The sequence below is a fragment of the Ensifer sp. YR511 genome (assembly GCF_900103045.1).
Lineage (GTDB): Bacteria > Pseudomonadota > Alphaproteobacteria > Rhizobiales > Rhizobiaceae > Ensifer > Ensifer adhaerens.
The window spans coordinates 17,691-36,562 of record NZ_FNGR01000029.1 but is presented as its reverse complement, the minus strand read 5'-3'; the positions used below and the strand labels follow the sequence as shown (position 1 = coordinate 36,562).

The window sequence follows — 18,872 nt, the reverse complement described above, 5'->3', positions numbered from 1 at the left end:
GGGTGCGCGACGGAGCCTCGGAAGACATGGACGGCACCGGCCTATCGCTGTCGGAGGGTTCGGACCTTTCGCCCAGCGTTTCGAAGGGGCCGGGCCGGCGCGGCGCCAGTCGGGGCAGCGTGCCGCGCGCGCGCGCGGCAAGGTTGCTCAGGAACGCGCTCATGCCAGTGCCTCGGCCACATAAAAGGCCCGCCGATGCTCCGGCAAAGCGAGGATCTCGGCCTCGGACCAGTGGAAGACCCGAGCGATGTGCACGACGTCATGCAGGATCTGCCGCGAAATCTGTTGCAGCTCATGAGCGACGAAATGCACCGAATCGAAAGCCACGGATTGCCTGGCGCCGCACTCCGGGCAGCCGGTCTCCAACCACACATCGGCGCCCGGATCGATCGCCTCCAGAGCCTCGGCAAGGCCATCGAGCGGCAGATCCATTGCTGTTTCCTGGACCCGTGCCGCCAGCATCCGCGCAGCCGTTTCAGGTTCGGCGATGGTCTCGATCTCAAGAATGTCGCCGACGGTCACCGGGCGCACGACCGCCTCGCAGCCACCGATCATCACCTTTTGAAAACCAGGTTCTGGCCAAAGCGCCTCCCCCGCCAGCCCGAGGCTGGCGGGTTCGAGCGTGAGCTCGTAGATCTTACCGCACGCTTCGCAAACCGGTTCCGCCCGGAGCGGGCCCGACCTCAGTCGTGCCCGGATCGCCAGAACCAAACGGTCGCGCGCCCCCATAGGCAGGGCCAAGAGGGTCCCGCACGCGGCCTCGGGATAGGCCCGTTGCAGCAGCGCGACCGACCATTGAGCCGGCGACAGCACGCTCGCGCGGTCGGCCAGCTCAATCACCGCGGAGGCGTCCAGCCGTGAGGGAGCTCCCAGGGGCATGATCAGGCCGGAACTTCGAAGCTGGGCTCTTCAGGCTCAGCCACGTCTTCGTCCCGCTCCCATCCCTCGTTCTCCAGCTTCAGCGTCTGGATCGCGATGGCGCTAGCCGAAGCGTCCATGTCGGAGAAGGCCGAAAACTCGGAGGGCCAGCAACGATAGAGCTTGTAGGCCAAAACAATCTGACCGGCCTCGTTGTAGATTTCGAGTATCAGGTCCTTGCGGAAATCCTTGAGCGACACCTCCGCCCCGAGGCCCGCCCCATAGTTCCACACCTTATTGGCCCATTGCTCGAACTGCTTGGAATGGGTAACCCCGCGCTCCAGCGTGATTGCCTCATATTCGGTCTGGCCCGGCGACTTGCGGCTGGTCGAGGGGTCGCCACCTTCGCGGTGCTTGACCACCTCCGTCGAGCGCTTGAGGGCTGAACACTTGCTGACGCCTGCAACGTAGTCCCCGTCCGGCAAGCGCAGACGGAACTTGTACGTTTTATAGGGGTCGAAACGGTCGGCATTCGTGGTGAACTGTGGCATGTTTGTCCGCCCTCCCTTTAGGACGCGCTGCGGATCTGCTGGATCGAAATGATGACGAATTCGGCCGGCTGCAGCGGCGCGAAGCCGACGACGATGTTGACGATGCCGCGATTGATGTCGTCCTGCGTGGTCGTCGATGCGTCGCACTTGACGAAATAGGCCTCCTTGGGGCTCGCCCCCTGGAACGCGCCCTGCCGGAACAGCCGCTGCATGAACGATCCCACCGAGAGACGGATCTGTGCCCAGAGCGGTTCGTCATTACCTTCGAACACAACCCATTGTGTGCCGCGGAACAGGCTCTCTTCGATGAAGAGCGCGAGGCGCCGGACCGACACGTACTTGTAGTCGTCCGACAGCACGTCCGAGCCCGCCAGCGTGCGAGCGCCCCAGACGACGCGGCCGATGTTCTGGAACGACCTCAGACAATTGACGCCGATCGGGTTCAGCAGGCCGTTTTCCTGATCGGTCAGCTTCACGGTCAACCCCTGGGTATTGGACAGCGTCGCGGCCAGGCCGGCCGGCGCCTTGAAGACCCCACGATTAACGTCGGTGCGGGAGATCACGCCCGCCACCGCCCCACAGGGCGCGAAGGCATCGATTTGACCGCCGCGCAACGGATCACGTTTGAGAAGCCGCGGAAAATAGAGCGCGGCGTTGCGGGCATTGGTGAGTGGAAGCACCTGGTCCGTGGCGTCGAGCTGGGCATTCTTCGCCGTCGTCGCCGCGGTGTCGGGGTTGGCGTCCCATTCGTTCGGCGGATCGACAATGTAAAGCGCGCGCCTTTCAGCGCAAAGTGCAGCGGCCGTTTCCCTGACTGCCTTGGGCAGGGTGGCCTCGCGGGTGTCGGGTGGGATGCAGAGCAGGTTGAAGCTGTCCGCCTTGCGCAGCGCCTGCATGCCGGTTTTCAGCGCCGGATCACCTTGGTAGGTCGCATCGGCCAGCGTCGTTCCGTCGTCGCCACCGGTAGCAGTACCTGTGGCGGCATCCGCGGGCCGGCTATTGGAAAAGGTCGGGGCCGGCGGCGCTTCAACGAGGTTGCTCTGGGCCGCGAGGATCCGGTCGAACCGGCGCTGGCCCGCATCGCTTCTCATCGACAGGGTACGCAATACCTCCCGGGTGTCAGTGGCAGTGTCGACGATCTCCAGATCGAAGATGTCGTTGACTGTCAGTCCGTACTTCTTGGCAGCTGCGGCCGCGCCCTCGGGATCGGCGACGTCGGAGTGCGAGATTTTCCCTGAGAGCGAATTACCCCAGGCACCAGGGCTCTTGGCCCGCAGGATCAGGGTGCCCACAGTCAAGCCTGCATAGCCGTCGCCGCCGTCCTGCTCGAACAGCCGTACGATCAGGCATTGCCCGCCGCCGTTGGCGAAGAAATCGTCGACGGCGTAGGAGACATTGCTGTCGCTCCAAAGCCCACCGAAGCGGCGATTGAACTCGCCCATGTTGAAGCAGGGCGTCGGTTCCCCGACACCCCCCTTTTTCGTGCGTCCGACGAAAGCGGCAATCGAGGTCGGCACACCGGCGACGGTTCGCACGCCCGAGTCGAGCTCCTGAATGTAGACGCCGGGATAGGTTGGAGAGATGGGCATGCGCGGCTCCTGTTCTCAAACGGATCGTGAATGCAAAAGCGAACGATGCATCGGACGGCCCTTGCGGGCCGTCGAAACCGGATTGAAAGTCAGATCAGACCCTCAGGCCGATCAGAACCGTTACCTTGGCGGCTTTATCCGCCGATGTGTTGTGAACTGTCAGGGTGGTCAGATCGCCCGCAAAGAGCTTGACCGCCTCTCCGAACAAGAGGATCGGACCACTCAGCGCGGAAGCATTGGCCCCGTCTGCCTTGACCGTCACCGAACCGTCGAGAAGATCGGAAGAGATCGCGAGAAAGGCGACGTTGTCGACCTTGTCGACCTGCAGGGCCAGATCGCGCTCTGCACTTCCGGCGTCGAGATCAACAGAGACGGAAACGATACCATCGCCCGTCGATGCGCCCTTGGTCTGGATGGCAGAGCCTGACTTGCCACCTGCGGTTAGGGACCACGTGATTGTTTCTGACATGAAAGGCACCTCGGAGAAAGCGTTGCGCGATCAGTCGGAGAATTCAGTATCACAATTTTAAATTGCGCCAGCAAACACGGACGCTTTAACGAGATCTGCTGCTTTAAGGCCCAGCTCGCCGGATAGTGCTTAGGGAAGCCCAAAGGCATTCGCAGCGTCGAACGTAGCAACGTCACGCTTGAGATATACTTATCAGAATGCAAGAAGATAATTATAAAGATACAGAACACAGAAAATGTCAACGGAGATAATTCTAATCTCTACACTGCCGCTTCCAATCGAACACCATTCCACATTAAAATAAACCAAGTATAAATCCCAATAGAATATACGGGATAATATGTATAAGTTGGGGCTTCCCGCACAGGCTGTGAGACGCGGCTGGCGTAAGTTCAAAAACAATTGCACGACGTTGGTGATTTGCGTTGTTTGTTGCGAGACTAGGTCGCGACCGTCGGGAGAGGCACTACATGCGCTATCGCTTCGCATTTCCCCAATGATTTGATCGTTTCAGTGCACATATTATGAGTGCTGAAGCCTCACAGCCAGATCGCAACCATCAGGTGGCAGAGCAACGCCGCAACGTTCCCGACGAAACGTTACGCGATTTTTCTAGCGCTCGCGTCGCGTCATTGGCTAAGCCCAATGTATTACGCAAAATGTCCATTTGGGCGAGTTGCTATGCGGTTTCCCGATTGGCAAACTGCACCTGCATTTGCACACACCGCCACCCTATTTCGACGCAGCCGCCGCTGCGTTTACGGTTCATATTTCCGTGTAACTGCTTGATATTTATAAAACTTGTTATTGACAATATATGCGCGCGTGAGCCTCCGCCCCCCTGCGGAGGCTCATTTTCGTTGTGCGCACGCCGGTACGCTAAACCGGTTCTCTGTACATTGTTCTTGGGTCAAGCAGGCGCGCCACCACCTCGTTCGCGCCCTCGTTGACTGGATTTGCCGGTTGGATTGCTCGGGAACGCTTTTTGGGACAGGTTGGACCCACCCACGACGACATGCCCTGTCTTAACATCTTTGATCCCCTCAGAACTTGTAGGCAATCCGCAGTGTGCCGCCATGGCTGGAATAGGTGTCGGAAAACGAGCCCTGGTAGCCGACGCGCAAACTGAAGCCGTCGGCGTTAGCGATGTCGACGCCCGCGCTTAGTCGACCTGCCACATCGGCCAGTGGCACCGTGCTTTCGAAAGCGCCGACCCCAGCTGGTGCATTGGCCAGCCGGGCTGACGTATCCCAGCTGTCAGCGCTGCTGAAGCTCACTCCTGCGGCCGCGTAGGCCCGCATAACCGTCGTTTCGCTCAGATCCACGCGCGTGCCAATCTCAATTGCCGGGGTGGTGGTGAAGCTCCACTGGCGGGTGTCGTTGATCAGGAGATCGAGCGGGCCGGCACCTGACTCTCGGTAGCTACGGGCGTGCGAATAGATCAGGTCAAGGTCGACCAGCGGCCGCACATAGTAGGCATCCTGCGCAAAGGTGTAAGCAGCGCGCAACCGGGTGCTGACATTGTAGACCTCCGGTTCGCCCTCCGCCTGTCCGGCAAAGCCCGGAATCCGGATCGTACGCACGTTGTCGTACCAGCCATAGCTGCCGGAAACAGCGCCCGAAAGAAGCCAAGGACCAATTTCATGCTTCAGTGAGGCACCGGCATAAAGGACGTCGCCGTCGGCGCTGACGCGACCGTCCTCACCGCGAATGGCACTGCGGTCGTAGCCCCCGGCAAAGCCGACAAACCAGTCGGGCAACACCTCGACCTGGGCGCCGGCCTGCAGCGCATAGGTCATGCTGTCGAAACCCGAGACGCCGCCGCTGGCCTTCTGGTCAAGCTTCTGTGCACCTGCCTGGCTCCACGCGCACTCCGTCTCAGTCAGGAACGAGGTGTCCGCAGCAAACATCGGGCAACTCAGCAAAAGGTCGAGATGTTGCCGCGTCGTGGCGATGCTGCCGGCCGCGGCCGCTCCTGCGACGCCGGGCGATATATCGGACAGGGCGGACCCGTATGCACCAGAATCGCCATCAGCAAGCGAGCCCAGTGTGCCAAACAGTCCGCCGAAGGAACCGCCGCCGGCATCCCAGATCTCCTGCAGGTGGTCGGCGACGTTGTCCTGGTCCGCGTTCAGCGCAAAGCCAGGCTCGCCGAAATGGGCCGAACCCGTCGCAACTGACAGCTCGTTTCCAGTCCGGGTCAGCACGTAGTCGTAGATTGCCGACTGCCCGCTTAGCGAGTGATCCAAGGTGCCACCCGCAGTGAGAAAAGACAAAGTGATACCGGGCAAGACACTTTCGGCACTCACCGTGAACTTGCCGGCGAGGCTGGCGTCGCCCTCGACCGTCAGTCGATCGATGCGCGAGCCAGCGAAATCGGCGTTGATTGCCAGAACGCCGTCCATAAGCTGGGCAAAGTTGCCGGTGATTTTCGTGGCGTCGATAGCCTCAGAACCGCCGACTGCCAGCCGGCCATGATTGAACACGTCAGCCTCGTAAACCTTTGCACCCGTCAGCAGGCCACCTGTCTCATTGACGACTGAGACCGCCATGCCGCTTCCGACACGGGCCGTCTTCGATATTTTGGCGTCGACGGTGATGGCCCCCTTGACGCTGCCGTCGATGATACCGGCGTTGTTCACCACCATCAGCGTGCCGTCTGAGAGCGGGTTCAGTCCGGCGCTATATTGGACGGCGACACCGGAAGCAGCCGAGATCATGCCTCCGGAATTGACGTTCACGCTATTGTTCTGCCCGCCCGCGACCCAGACACCGGCACCATTGTCACCGGATCCGCCCGTAATGGAACCATCCACCGTCACATTGACCGTACCGTTGTTGGCAGTGCCTCCGTCGCTTTGCGCAAGTATGCCGATCGAGTCTTTGCCGGTCGCTCGGATTTCGTTGCCGGCATTGAGGGTGACCGTCACATCGCCGCTTTTTCCGGCCGAAGAGAGGTTACCGTTCGACCCGATGAAAGCACTGGTCGCGTTGCCGCCGAAACCGCCGCCACCGCCGATTGATTGCGCGAGAACACCGAAGGAATAGTCGCCATCGGCAAGGATGCCGCCGTCGATATTGACGGAAACATCGTCGCCATCACCAAAGCTGGCAGGGCTGTCACCTTTGAAGGAGAGCGGCGCGCCCGAAGCCGTTCCGCCAATGCCGCCGCCACCGCCAATCGATTGGGCAACAATGCCGTGCGCGCCGATGCCACGCGTGTGAACCGTGCTCTCGCTCGTCAGATCGACCGTGACAGCGCCGCCATCCGTGTCGCTGCCGCTCGATCCGCCAACCACAAGCGAGGCTATGCTGTCGGCTTCGCCGGCGCCGCCTATGCCGCCGCCGCCGCCGATTGATTGTGCGACGAGGCCGAACGCCCGGTCTCCATAGGTGTTGAGCGCGGTACCGATGGCAAGGTCGACCTCGCCGCCACGACCGCCAACCCCTCCGCTGCCGCCGACCACGAGGTCGATCGCGTGGCTGTTTTCGTCCTCGGAAGCCGTATGGCTTCCAGCGCCACCGACGCCACCGCCGCCACCGATAGACTGCGCGACGATACCGTGCGCATCGTCGCCGCTGGTCGACAGATTGATCCAACCCTGCGCCTCAACCAGGCCCCCCGACCCACCTGAGCCGCCAGAGCCGCCGAAACCGCCGCCGACGGTGATCTTGCCCGCCGCATGATCCGAACCGTCACCGCCCTGGCCACCGCCACCGCCGATCGACTGTAGGAGCACGCCATAGGCACTGTATCCGGAGGTGTTGATGCTGTTGCCGTGATTGTCGTCGAAGGTGATGTCGACCTCGCCGCCATTTCCCCCCGCACCGCCACGGCCGCCGACGCCAACGGTTATGTTGGCCGTTGCCTGGCTGCCAGACGCGGTAGAGCTACCACCGGCACCGCCGCCGCCGCCAATCGATTGGGCGACGATGCCGTCGGCCCAATCACCCGTGGTGTTGATGCGGCCGGCATGTGTCAACGTGACAGTGTTGCCGTTGGCGGCCGTGCCACCGGTACCGCCGTCATCGATCGTGGCACCGACATTGACATCGAAGCAGTAGCCGGACTTACCGTCACCGTCGTCGCTCAGGCAATCACTGGCGCCCTGGTCATCGAGCGGCTCGGCATCACCGGAGCTCGCCTGCCCCACGGAGCCGCCAAGCCCGCCGCCGCCGCCGATCGACTGCGCGAGCACGCCGTCCGCATCTGCGCCGAAGGTAGCAATATTGCCCGATGTGGTGACGTTGACCGTCCCGGCCGAACCGCCACTGCCGCCGGTCCGGCCAACCGAAACCCCAACCGATGCGGAAAAGTCGCCGCTACTGCCTTCGGGCTCCTCGCCTCCGGGCAGGCTGGCGCTGGCCGACAGCCCGACGCTGACGCCTTGCGAAGTACCACCGCCGCCGCCGATCGACTGGGCGAGCACACCGCGTGCACCCGTGCCGCTGGTCTTTAGGGCTGTGCCTGCGTCAAGATCGACAGTCGTCACCCCGCCGCTTGCGCCACCGCTGCCCGAGCCGCCAACCCCGACATTGGCAGTCAGGTTGAAGCCGCCGCCAATCTGCTTGCTGTTGACGCTGCCGACACCGCCATTGCCGCCACCCCCGCCGATCGATTGCGCCACGATCGCATTGGCATAGTCGTCTGCCGTCGTCACTGAGGCACTATCCTTCAGTGCGACTTTGGCAGCACCACCATTGCCGCCGCCGCCGCCGGAGCCCCCGACCGAAACACCGATGTCGGCACTGACGGTATCCACGGTACCGCCGGTCGCTGCCATCGACGACGCGCTGCCTCCATTCCCGCCGCCGCCGCCGATCGATTGTGCCATCACGCCATGCGACGAAGCGCCTTTCGTAGAGACCGCCGTGCTGCCGTCCAAGCTCACGGAGACGTCGCCCGCAGAGTGGGTTGAGCCGCCGCTACCGCCGACGGCCGTTGAGACACTCATCGCCAAGGAGACATCCTCGCCGGTCGGCACTGCCACGGTGAGCGCATCGGCAACCGAGGAACCACCGCTACCGCCACCGCCGCTAATCGACTGTGCGAGGACGCCGATGGCATCAGTCACATCGCCGCCGTGTTGGCCGGTGCTAATGATGCTATCGGTCAGGTCGACGGAGACGTCGCCACCGGCGCCGCCTGAACCCCCGGTACCACCGACAGCCACCGACGCCGTAAAGCCGAGACCTGCGGAGTAGGAGCTTGCGGAGCCGCCGGTGCCGCCACCACCCCCGACCGATTGCGCAACGATGCCGGCGGCGTGCGAACCTTGAGTGGTAAGGGTCAAGCCCTGGAAGTCGACACTGGTGATGCTGGCATAGCCACCGCCCCCACCGCCCCCGCCAATCTGGAAACTACCAAGCCCGGCATCGCCACCCGTGGCATTTCCGCCGTTGCCTCCGCCGCCACCAATCGACTGTGCGAGCACGCCGACCGCGCCTGAGCCGGCAGTGGCGACATCAACCGCCTCGTGCGCACCAGTCTCTGCGGAACAACCGTCATCGGAATATTGGTTGGTGACGCAAACTTTGCCACCGGCGCCGCCGCCCGAGGCACTGCCGCCGACACCCAATGCGGGGAGACCAACCGACAGGTCGATCACGTTGCCGCCGTTGCCGCCACCGCCACCGATCGACTGTGCCATGATCGCATGCGCCATCTCACCCCGTGTGGTGACCGAGCCGCCGGGCAAAAATATGCCAGCCTCGCTGCCGTCACCGCCGGCGCTACCTGAACCCCCAACGGTCGCGATGCCCGACGCGCCGGCACCCGAACCGCCACCGCCGCCGATCGATTGCGCCAGGATGCCGATGGCGGCATCCCCGCCGGTACTGATGACACCTGAATTCTGAACCTGCGCATTGCTGCCAAAGTTACCGGAGCCGCCGGAACCGCCGATCGACAGAATTCCACCCGCCATACCGGCAGCGCCGCCGCCGCCGCTGATCGACTGGGCGATGATGCCGTGCGCCGAATAGCCAGATGTGGTGATCGTACCGGCATTCAGGACGCTGGCCGTCTCCGCCGACCCACCACTGCCACCATCGCCACCCAGCTCGAGCGTGAGCCCGGCGGCAATGCCGCCTGTGCCGCCGCTGCCGCCGATCGACTGGACCAGGATACCGTAGGAATGTCCGCCCGCCGTCGTGATTGCTGCATTGTTGTTGACGATAGCCGTGTTGCCACTGCCGCCATTGCCACCATTGCCCGCTCCCCCGCCGAGCACGTCAGTGAAGTCGCCGCCAGTGCCACCACCGCCTCCGATGGAATGCAGGGTGATGGCGGTCGAGTAGTCACCCGTCGTCGTGATCCTGGATGCGCCGTTCGTAAAGGCACCCACGCTGCCGGCGTTACCGCCATAGCCGCCCCCACCACTCGTGCCGACAACAGCCGTTTCGTCGCCGCCATTGCCACCCTGACCGCCTATGCTCTGGCCCAACAGGCCAAAGGCGTTGCTGCCATCTGTCGAAACGCTGCCGCCGGACAGGTTCAACTGGATCTGACCGCCGTTCCCGCCGAGACCGCCGGAGCTGTCCTTCTCTCCGTCCTGGCCGTCGCCGCCACGGCCACCCTGGCTCAATGCGATCACACCGCCAAGGTCGTCGCCCTGCGTCGAAATGATGCCCGAATGGACCGTCACGGTCGTCGCGGCCAGCCCACTGTCTGGCCTGCCACCCTCGCCGCCGGCACCCGCGACGTTCGAGCTCCAACCGTCGCCACCATCGCCACCCCGAGTGACGGCGACGACGCCGCCCGAAAGCTCGGTCACCTGGCCCGTGGCGACGATCGTCATATCTGCGTAGGTGTCGACATTTACGACCGAGCCGCCTCCACCCACACCGCCTTTATCGGAGCTGTCTCGCGATGCCGTGCCGTCGCTGCCCTGGCTCAGCCCATGGATGCCGCGCACGCTGTCGGTGTCGTTTGCGTAAACGCTGATCGCCCCGGCGCTTGCGTTTCCGGAGGAACCGTTCGCGATATCGACGAAGCCGCCCGCACCGCCCGCACCGTTGTCGTGACCGCCCTGCTGGCCGGTGGATTCGGCAGCCAGGCCCCACGCATAGTCGAGGCCACTCAGCGAACTGGTCGGGCTGCCGAGATTTACCTGCCCTGTGTTGGCGATGCTGACCGTGCCACCGTTGCCACCGTTGCCGCCCACCTGGTCGCCGGTCGCGCCGCTGTTTTGTTCACCGCCACTGCCTCCCTTGCTCACCGCAAAGATCCCGGCCATGCCTCTGGCCGTGGTCGACTTCAGCGATTCCACGGCCAGCATTCCATAGTTGGTAATCGTTACCGCGCCTCCGGCACCGCCGGCACCACCGTTCGATTTGTAATTGTCATTGTCCTCGTCCCCGGAGCCGCCGAAACTCGTTGCCGAAATCAAACTCCCGATGGTGCCCGGATCCGTAGACGCAGACAGGGTAATGGCGCCGAAATTAGTGATCGTCACGGTCCCGCCGGCACCCGCGCGTCCCTCGTCGACACCGCCGCCGCCCATCGTGTATGTCATGATGACACCGCCGGCTGAGCCCGACGGCACGACGTAGGGGAGACTTGCGCCAGCGGTATACGACGCACTTGTGTTGATCGTTATGTTTGCTCCGGCGTCTCCGTCCTTTTCATCGTCATGATCGACACCGCTGTCGCCCCAACAGGCTGACCACGTATATCCGTAGTCGACCTGGCCGATTGTCTGGTTTGGATCGCCATTGCAGCCGGCAGACGCTTCGCCTGCCATACCAGCTCCACCGAGCCCCAAAGCCAACATGATGAGCACATGCGGGACGTAAACGTTCCGAACGCCGGCCGGGCAACCATCATTGCCCCGCGCTCGGTTCATCAATTTAGGCCGGAAAGGACCAACTTCACGACTGCATGTTTGAGAGAATGGCAACTCCCCCTGGGTGAGGGACGAGGCAGCGTTCGACCGAAGTCGAAATGCTCGCAAGATCTTTCCCGTGCGTTCGGCATGTTTCATACGGCGAGCCCCTTCAAAATTGGAGCAAGCGCGGCCGACTTCGGCGCATACGCAATCTGCGCGCGAAGGGCTCTCCCCCAATCAAACAAATGCAAGGTCACTGTGAAGTGACGGTAAGGCAAATGGGGTCGAGGAATCTACAGAACAAAACTATTCAATTCTGACCAAAACATGCATGAAGGCGAACGAGCCCATCCGAGATTGCCGGTGGAAGACGCCCCTCTCCAATTTAGGTCAAATCTTCAAATTTATTACAGATTCTGCCAAAGCCCGGCTGAACTTACTGTCCTTTCTTTGTCCCTCAACTCGCCGCCTGACGACCTAGACTTGCGCGAACCGCCGCCCTGTGCAAATGCTGAGGGATGCTGGACCTCAAGACAGTGCTCGTCGTCGATCTGGCAACCGCCAGTTTACAGGCGGTCGCGTGGATCTTTGTCTGGCTTGCTTGGCGCCATCTCTATGAATTGAAGTTTCTGGCGGCCGGATACACTGCGATCGCCATCGGGCTGTTCCTGATGATCTTGAGAGGCGATCAGCCAGCTGCGTGGTCGATCGTGCTACACAATACGATCATCAAGCTTGGCCTCGTGTTGCTCGCCGAGGGCCTGGCGCGCTTTTTAGGGCAGCCCCGCTACACCTGGGTCGGCGTCTCGCTGCTTGTCCTTCAGGTCGCAGCCTGGAGTATCGCGGTGACGCTCGATCCGGGCGATCTTGCAATCCGCGTCCACACATCGACCGCCTTTACGGTATTGATGATGTCATTGATGTGTGTGGCCCTCTTGCGCGATCGGACGCAGCCCCGGCTTCTGCGCTGGATTACGATGGCGGTGCTGGGTGAATACATGGCAGCCAGCGTGGTTCATAGCGCGATCGAATTCTGGTTTCCGGCGGCGCACCAGGACATCGCGATCCTTAACAACCGCAACGCCTGGTATCTTCTGCAGGGAAGTCTGTTCCTGATTGCCCTGTTTGCTTGCCTGCTGTTTATGGTCAACTCGCGACTTTCGGCAGCCCTGCGTGAGAAAAACGAAGCCTTATCGCGCGAAGTGCTGGAACGCAGAAGGCTCGAACTCCAACTGAATGCCAGTCTTGAGGCCGAACGCGCCCTACGTGAAGAACAGGCTGACTTCATGCGCATTGTCAGTCACGAGTTTCGCACGCCTCTTGCAGTCATTCGCAATGCGGTCGACATGATCGGCCTCATAGGTGACACATCCAAAGACGCAACGAAGGAACGGCTTGCCGGCATTGGCGAGGCGCTCGATCGTCTATTCTCCCTGATCGAGCGGTTCATGACAAATGACGGTGACAATCGCTTTCGGCCGGAGCGGATGCAGATCGCATCTCTCATTGCCGACGTGCAATTACATTTCGACATGACCGGTCGCGGTGAACGCTTGCGTTTCAGGACGCAGGGTGAAGCAGTCTCTACGATTGCCGATCCAGACATGCTGGCAACCGTCGTTATCAATCTCATTGACAACGCACTCAAATATTCTCCCGACGATCAGCCTATTCACATTGATGGCCGATCCGATTTCGGGTCCATCGTTATCCAGGTCCGTGATCGCGGCATCGGCATACCCGAAGCGGAGGTTCACAAGATCGGACGCCGGTTCTTCCGTGCCTCCAACACCAAGGCAGGAAGTGGAACAGGGCTCGGGCTGTACTCGTCGCGCAAGCTTCTGGCCTATCATGGTGGCACGCTGGATCTTTTCTCCAATGAAGGAGGGGGGACGACTGCCGTGGCACGCGTGCCCTTGCTGAGGGAGGCGGCGGAGCCAACGCAGCTAAAGGAGAAGATGAATTGACGCATGTTTTGATCGTCGAGGACGAACAGCGGCTGCGCAAGGATCTGGTCGACTTCCTGGCGCTTTGCGGTTTCACCGCCGAAGGAATTGCGACTGCAGAAGCGCTCCGTCGAGTACTGGATGATCATGAGCCGCCAGACGTCATCATTCTCGATGTCGGGTTGCCCGATGGCAACGGATTCGACCTCGCGCGAGAAGTCCGCGAGAAACATCGCTGCGGCATTATCATGCTCACAGCTCTTGGCGACAGCGACGACCGCATCCGGGGCTTCGAAAGCGGCGCTGACATCTATCTCGTCAAACACAGTACGCTGCGGGAAATCGAAGCCGCGATCCGCAGCCTGTTGCGACGAACGGGCGAGCACGTCGATTTGGCTGATAGCACTGGAGACAAGTGGGTGCTGGACAGCCGACACTGGACGCTCACTGCGCCGAACCAGCGCTCACTCAAGCTGACGGCGACCGAATTCGCGCTGGTAAGCGCGCTCTGCAAACACGGCGGCGGCATATGCGAGCGGGAAAAGCTGGCGGAGACAATTGCCCGACCTAGGACCCACTTCGACAACCGGCACCTGGATGCCGTCGTCAGTCGCCTTCGGCGTAAAATCGGCGAGCAGACCGACCTCACTGTACCGATCAAGGTGGTTTATGGCGTGGGTTATACGTTCACCGCACCTTCGGCCGTAGAATAGGGGATTTGGTTCGCACGAACGAAGCGACTGGTGGGCCAACAGATCCGCGACAGTAAGACGTTGTGAGACATGTCCGCTTTGCGCCAATAGCCAGCTTCGGTTGCGTGGTCAGACAGGAAGATCACCGCTCCATGTCGCAACGCCAGGCGCACGCCTGCGCGCCTGGCGGACTGATGAGCGTTCCCGCCACACTTACCGTTCGATCATACGGTTCCAGCGCTTGTTCCATTCCTGCCGGTTCTGGTTGATCGCATCCCAATCAAGGACCTTGGCGGTCTCCATGTTGGCCTTGAACGTCGAGAGCTTCGCGTTCGCCGCATCTGTGCCGGCCTTGGCGTTGACGTTTGACGGGATGATGTTGCCGTGATCGAGTGCCAGGCTCTGTGCCTCGGCCGAAAGCAGGTAGTGGGCGAGCTTCTGACTGAGTTCCGGTTCGCTGTTGTTGGCGATCACGCATTCGGTGACGGCGAGCACGACGGAGCCTTCCTTCGGCTGGGCGTATTCCACTGGAATGCCCTTGTCTTTGAGGTTGTTGACGGCTGTTGGGGTCAGCGGGAAGATCGCTGCCTCTCCGGTCTGCACCATTTCGGAGATCTTCGCCGAACTCGGGATGAACTCGATGACGTTCTTGCCGATCGTATCGGAGAACTTGTCGAAGCCCGGTTCAACGTTGGTCTCGTCGCCGCCCTGGATGCGGTTGAACATCAGGAAGGCGTGCAGGCCGAAGCTCGATGCGGAAGCCGACTGGAACACGACGGCGTTTTCGAATTTGGGATCGGCCATGTCCATCCACGAGGTCGGTGCCGGCCAGCCCTTCTCGTCGAAGAGCTTCTTGTTATAGGCAAGGCCGGTCATGCCCATGTCGACGCCGATCGCCATGTCGTCTTTCAGGCGGGCAGCCATCTGGATCTGGTCAAGCACCGGATCAGCAGCAATCTTCTGGCAGAGACCGCCGCCGATGGCGCGCACCATTACGCCATCGTCAAGCAGCATGACATGCATCTGCGGATTGTCCTTGGCGGCGGTTGCCTTGGCGAGGATGTCGGCGGAGGTGCCGGGTACGACGACGACCTTGACGTCGTTCGCCTTTTCGAAAGGCGGCAGCACGTGCTCGGTATAGGCGCGTTCGAAGTTTCCGCCGTTCATGCCGATGTAGAGCGTCTTGGTTTCCGCCGACGCAGAATTCTGCTGCATAACGAACGCCAGCAGTGCGAGGGCCGTGGTTTTGGTAAGCCGTTGGTCGATCATGGTATTCCCCTTTCTGTTTACAACGAGGCTGCAGTTTCGGCCGCCACCTTGCGGAAGCGGCCAATGGAAAAGGCGTCTATCGGCGTAGTGCTGCGGCCCTCGGTGACGAGTTCTGCAAGCACTTCGCCGACGGCGGGCGCGGTCTGAAAACCTGCGCCGCAGAAGCCAAAAGCGTGGAAGAGGCCTGATGTCGTCTCGCTCGGGCCGATCACCGGGTTGCCGTCGGGCATTTCCGCCTCGGTTCCAGACCAGAAGCGGATGACCTGGGCTTCAGCCAGATGCGGAAAGAGCGTGATTGCACGCTGCATGACGGAGGATGCAGCCGTCACCGACGGACGCGAATAGTCGGGATCTCCAAGGGGCAGGCCGCGACCGCCCCCCATGACGTAGTTGCCGCGCGCCACCTGCCGGCCATAGAAGCTGCCGCCCTGTTCACCCATGCTGACGGGCAAACGCAATGGCAGAGGTTCGGTGACCACCATCGAGGGATAGATACGTGTCAGCGGTACAGGCTCGTTGAAATTCGCGGCAAAGCGGTCGGACCAGGCACCGGCGCTGTTGACCAGTTGTTGGCAGCGGATCTCGATGCCGTCGCCGGCGAGGATCTCGAAACCGTTTCCGGTCGCAGCGACGTCGCGCACCGGCGTCTGCTCCAGTACCATCGCGCCGGCGCGCTCGGCGGCTCGTGCGAAGGCGGGCGCAACGAGACGCGGATTGGCGTGGCCGTCATCGGGGCAGAGCGACGCGCCGACCGCCTGGGCGGAAAGCCAGGGGAACCGGTGCGCCAACGCCGAACCGGCAACGAGCTCAAGGCCCAACCCATAGTCCCGAACCGTCTCGGCATAGGCTTCGAGCTTGGCAAAATCCTTTTCCGTGCGGGCGAGCTTCAGATGGCCGGAGCGCATGTACTCGGCATCGATGCCGACCATTGCCTTGAGTTGCGGCCAGATACCGTGTGCGCGCTGCGACAAAGGCAATTGTTCGGGGGCGCGGCCCTGCCGGCGCACGCCGCCATAGTTCACCCCGCTCGCCTGCGCGCCACAATAGCCCCTATCGATGAGGGCGACTGAAAGCCCCGCTTTACGCATGGCAAGTGCTGCGGAGCTGCCGACCAGCCCGCCGCCGATGATCGCGACGTCGACGGAGATGCGCCAGCTCATGACCGAGCCTCCGCTTCTACGGCAGCACCGAAACCAAGCGGGATCGGCTTGACCGGCGCCTGAGCGCGAAGGCGACCAACCTCACCGGGCGAAACGCCACAAAGCCCGCTCAAGAACTCGGTGGCAGCGGCGGAACACATGCGCCCCTGGCAACGTCCCATCCCGACCCGGCTCAGCGCCTTCAGGCGGTTGATCTCGCTGATGGAGCCGCTCGCAATGGCGCGGCGTCCTTCTGCAATGGTAATCTCCTCGCAACGACACAGCGTCGTCTCGTCTGGGACCGTCTCGAACCAATCAACCGGGAAGGGAAAGGCACGTTCGAGGATATCACGCTGCCGCAGGATCGCTTCGCGAGCCGCTACCAGGCGCGCTCCATCCGCTGATGCTTTCCCCGCATCCTCGAGCAGAGCAGCCGCGGCGAGCTCGCCCGAGACTTCCGCCGCATCGGCGCCGGCAATGCCGCTGCCGTCACCGGCAACGTATACGTTGGCCCGGCTGGTGCGCCCCATGGCGTCTCGCTCAGGCAGCCACACGCGATCGCGCTCGTCAAAACAGAAACGGCAGCCGGCAAGATCGGCAAGCTGGGTTTCTGGCCGAAGGGCAAAACCGTAGGCGAGCGCGTCGCAGGATACCGTCTCGACGACCTCACCTTTACTTGCCCGCCGACGGAAGCGAAGACCCTCGACCTGGCCCGCCCCGAGGACCGCCTCCGGCCGCACGCCGTTGCGGATCTTCACGCCGGCCAGCTGGAGCTGGAGCCCGTAGAAAACACCAAGCCCGACGATCCGCGGCGCATGGATGGCAAGCGACAGCAAGTGTCGCTTCGACGTGATGGGTGCTGTGTCGAGCACCGCCTCCACGCACGCGCCGGCCTTCATGTATTGCCAGGCAACGAGGTAGAGCAGCGGACCGGAGCCCATGAAGACGATGCGGTCGCCAATTGTGCAGCCCTGGGCTTTCAGCGCCACTTGGGAGGCGCCGAGCGTGTAAACTCCAGGCGTCGTCCATCCCGGAAACGGCAGCACGCGATCGGTCGCGCCGGTGCACAGGATCAGTTGCGAAAAGCCGATCTGCCGATGCACGCCGGCCAAAAGGACATCGAGCTGATTGCCGCGCTCAGCCGCCGAAACATTCCAGACCAGCGTTTCGGGGCGATAGTCGATCGCAGGCAAGAGTGCCTCGAAAGCCTCGTGTAACCTTCTTGCCTTGCCGGCTTCCGAACCATAGCGGCTGCGATAGGATCGACCGTCGTCGATTAGCGGGCGTCGATAGATCTGCCCGCCAGCGCGCTGACCTTCGTCAAGCACGATCGGCCTGAGACCTGCGCGCACGAGGCGCTCGGCGGCGCGTATGCCCGCCGGTCCGGCGCCAACGATGACGGGCTGCAACGGCTCAGTCATGGGCCGTCTCCGACACCGCGCCGAGATCGGTGATGAAAGCCATGCCCGCCAGCAAGGCGGTGCTGCAGGCGCGGACGCGGCTGCCTTGCGCCGTCATCACATAACAATCCTGACAGGCGCCGATCAGGCAGAAGCCGGCCCGGTTCTCCCCGGTGAATTCGCTCTGTCTCAGGCGACCGCTGACCGAGAGTATCGCCGTCAGTACCGTGTCGCCGCGGCGCCCGGTTTGGGCCGTCCCGTTCAATGTGAAGGGCACGAGTGTCTCGTCCAGGCGGTAGCGGCGCCGGAGTAGCGGGTTCATCGACATCGGATATCAGCCCTTGCCCACAAGCAGCCGGTCGAGACCGAACAGGCGATCGAGGATGATCATCGTAACGGTGGCAAGTGCGATCATGAGCGTCGAAACGGCCGCCATCATCGGATCGATGGATTCGCTCGCGTACATGTACATGCGGACCGGCAGCGTTACCGTCGACGGCGAGGTCACGAAGATCGACATGGTCAGCTCGTCAAAACTGTTGATGAAGGCGAGCAACCAGCCGCCGCTGACACCTGGCAGCATGAGCGGCATGGTGATCCGGCGAAACACCGTCCACTCCACAGCCCCCAGCGTGCGCGCCGCATTTTCGGCGTTGCGGTCCATGCTGGTGAGTGACGCCAGGATCAGCCGCAGCGTATAGGGGGTGACGACGATCGCATGGGTGGCGACAAGCCAACCGAAGGACCCGCCCATGCCCATCAGCGAGAAGAGACGCAGGAAAGCGACGCCGAGGACCAGGTGCGGAATGATCAGTGGCGACAGGAAAAGCGCGTTCAGCGCCTCACGGCCGCGGAAATCGTAGCGGGTAATCGCCAGCGCCGCCGGAACCGCAAAAACGGTGGAGATGGTGGCTGATAGCAGGGCGAGCCTTACGCTGTTGCCGAAGGACGACATAAAGTCGGCATGATGGAAAACCGCCTTGAACCACCGTAGCGACAGCCCATTCCAGGGCATCGCCAGGGTGTTTTCCGGCGTGAAGGCCACGAGGCAAACGACCACCATCGGCGCCAGCATGAAGACGACGACAAGGCTATGGAATGCGAGAGCGATGGGTCCGTTTCTCTGCATG

The 18,872-nt window shown here is 62.3% G+C and carries 12 protein-coding genes; 2 read left to right on the top strand and 10 right to left on the bottom strand.

What is annotated here, in order from left to right:
- Positions 1-159: 159 nt before the first annotated feature.
- From BLU15_RS30745 to BLU15_RS40680, 5 genes are all read right to left on the bottom strand, one after another.
- Positions 160-840, bottom strand: a complete 681-nt coding sequence (locus BLU15_RS30745; protein ID WP_143034295.1) for a hypothetical protein — start codon at positions 838-840, stop codon at positions 160-162.
- Between the two features lie 41 nt (positions 841-881).
- Positions 882-1,409 carry a phage tail protein gene (locus BLU15_RS30740; protein ID WP_060519070.1) on the bottom strand — a complete coding sequence of 176 codons (528 nt, stop codon included), beginning with the start codon at positions 1,407-1,409 and terminating at the stop codon, positions 882-884.
- A gap of 17 nt (positions 1,410-1,426) precedes the next feature.
- Positions 1,427-2,944 carry a phage tail sheath family protein gene (locus tag BLU15_RS30735; RefSeq protein ID WP_244546859.1) on the bottom strand — a complete coding sequence of 506 codons (1,518 nt, stop codon included), beginning with the start codon at positions 2,942-2,944 and terminating at the stop codon, positions 1,427-1,429.
- Between the two features lie 148 nt (positions 2,945-3,092).
- Entirely contained in the window at positions 3,093-3,467 is a 375-nt protein-coding gene (locus tag BLU15_RS30730; protein ID WP_090300652.1) for a hypothetical protein, read from the bottom strand.
- 1,043 nt (positions 3,468-4,510) lie between these two features.
- Positions 4,511-11,212 (bottom strand): autotransporter outer membrane beta-barrel domain-containing protein, encoded by a 6,702-nt coding sequence (locus BLU15_RS40680; RefSeq protein WP_256386705.1) that lies wholly within the window; start codon positions 11,210-11,212, stop codon positions 4,511-4,513.
- Positions 11,213-11,814: 602 nt separating this feature from the next.
- On the opposite strand from BLU15_RS40680, the gene BLU15_RS30720 reads away from it, so the two are divergent.
- Both BLU15_RS30720 and BLU15_RS30715 read left to right on the top strand, forming a co-directional pair.
- Positions 11,815-13,263, top strand: coding sequence for a sensor histidine kinase (locus BLU15_RS30720; protein ID WP_090300650.1), 1,449 nt, complete (start codon positions 11,815-11,817; stop codon positions 13,261-13,263).
- On the top strand, positions 13,260-13,955 hold the full coding sequence (locus BLU15_RS30715; protein ID WP_060519061.1) for a response regulator transcription factor: 696 nt from the start codon (positions 13,260-13,262) through the stop codon (positions 13,953-13,955). Before BLU15_RS30720 ends, BLU15_RS30715 begins: the two co-directional genes overlap by 4 nt.
- Positions 13,956-14,147: 192 nt before the next feature.
- Here BLU15_RS30715 and BLU15_RS30710 read toward each other — a convergent pair whose 3' ends face one another.
- Genes BLU15_RS30710 through BLU15_RS30690 form a run of 5 tightly spaced genes read right to left on the bottom strand, consistent with a single transcriptional unit; the run spans position 14,148 to position 18,871 of the window.
- Positions 14,148-15,203, bottom strand: coding sequence for an ABC transporter substrate-binding protein (locus BLU15_RS30710; protein ID WP_060519060.1), 1,056 nt, complete (start codon positions 15,201-15,203; stop codon positions 14,148-14,150).
- Between the two features lie 17 nt (positions 15,204-15,220).
- Complete coding sequence (locus BLU15_RS30705) at positions 15,221-16,363, bottom strand: NAD(P)/FAD-dependent oxidoreductase (protein ID WP_090300648.1); 1,143 nt, start codon at positions 16,361-16,363, stop codon at positions 15,221-15,223.
- Positions 16,360-17,763, bottom strand: a complete 1,404-nt coding sequence (locus tag BLU15_RS30700; protein WP_090300646.1) for an FAD/NAD(P)-dependent oxidoreductase — start codon at positions 17,761-17,763, stop codon at positions 16,360-16,362. The genes BLU15_RS30705 and BLU15_RS30700 overlap by 4 nt, the downstream gene beginning before the upstream one ends.
- A complete protein-coding gene (locus BLU15_RS30695) occupies positions 17,756-18,070 on the bottom strand; it encodes a (2Fe-2S)-binding protein (RefSeq protein ID WP_060519053.1) in 315 nt (104 codons plus the stop codon). Before BLU15_RS30695 ends, BLU15_RS30700 begins: the two co-directional genes overlap by 8 nt.
- A 6-nt stretch (positions 18,071-18,076) precedes the next feature.
- Positions 18,077-18,871: an ABC transporter permease gene (locus BLU15_RS30690; protein WP_090300644.1), complete on the bottom strand. Its 795-nt coding sequence runs from the start codon at positions 18,869-18,871 to the stop codon at positions 18,077-18,079.
- Position 18,872 lies beyond the last annotated feature (1 nt).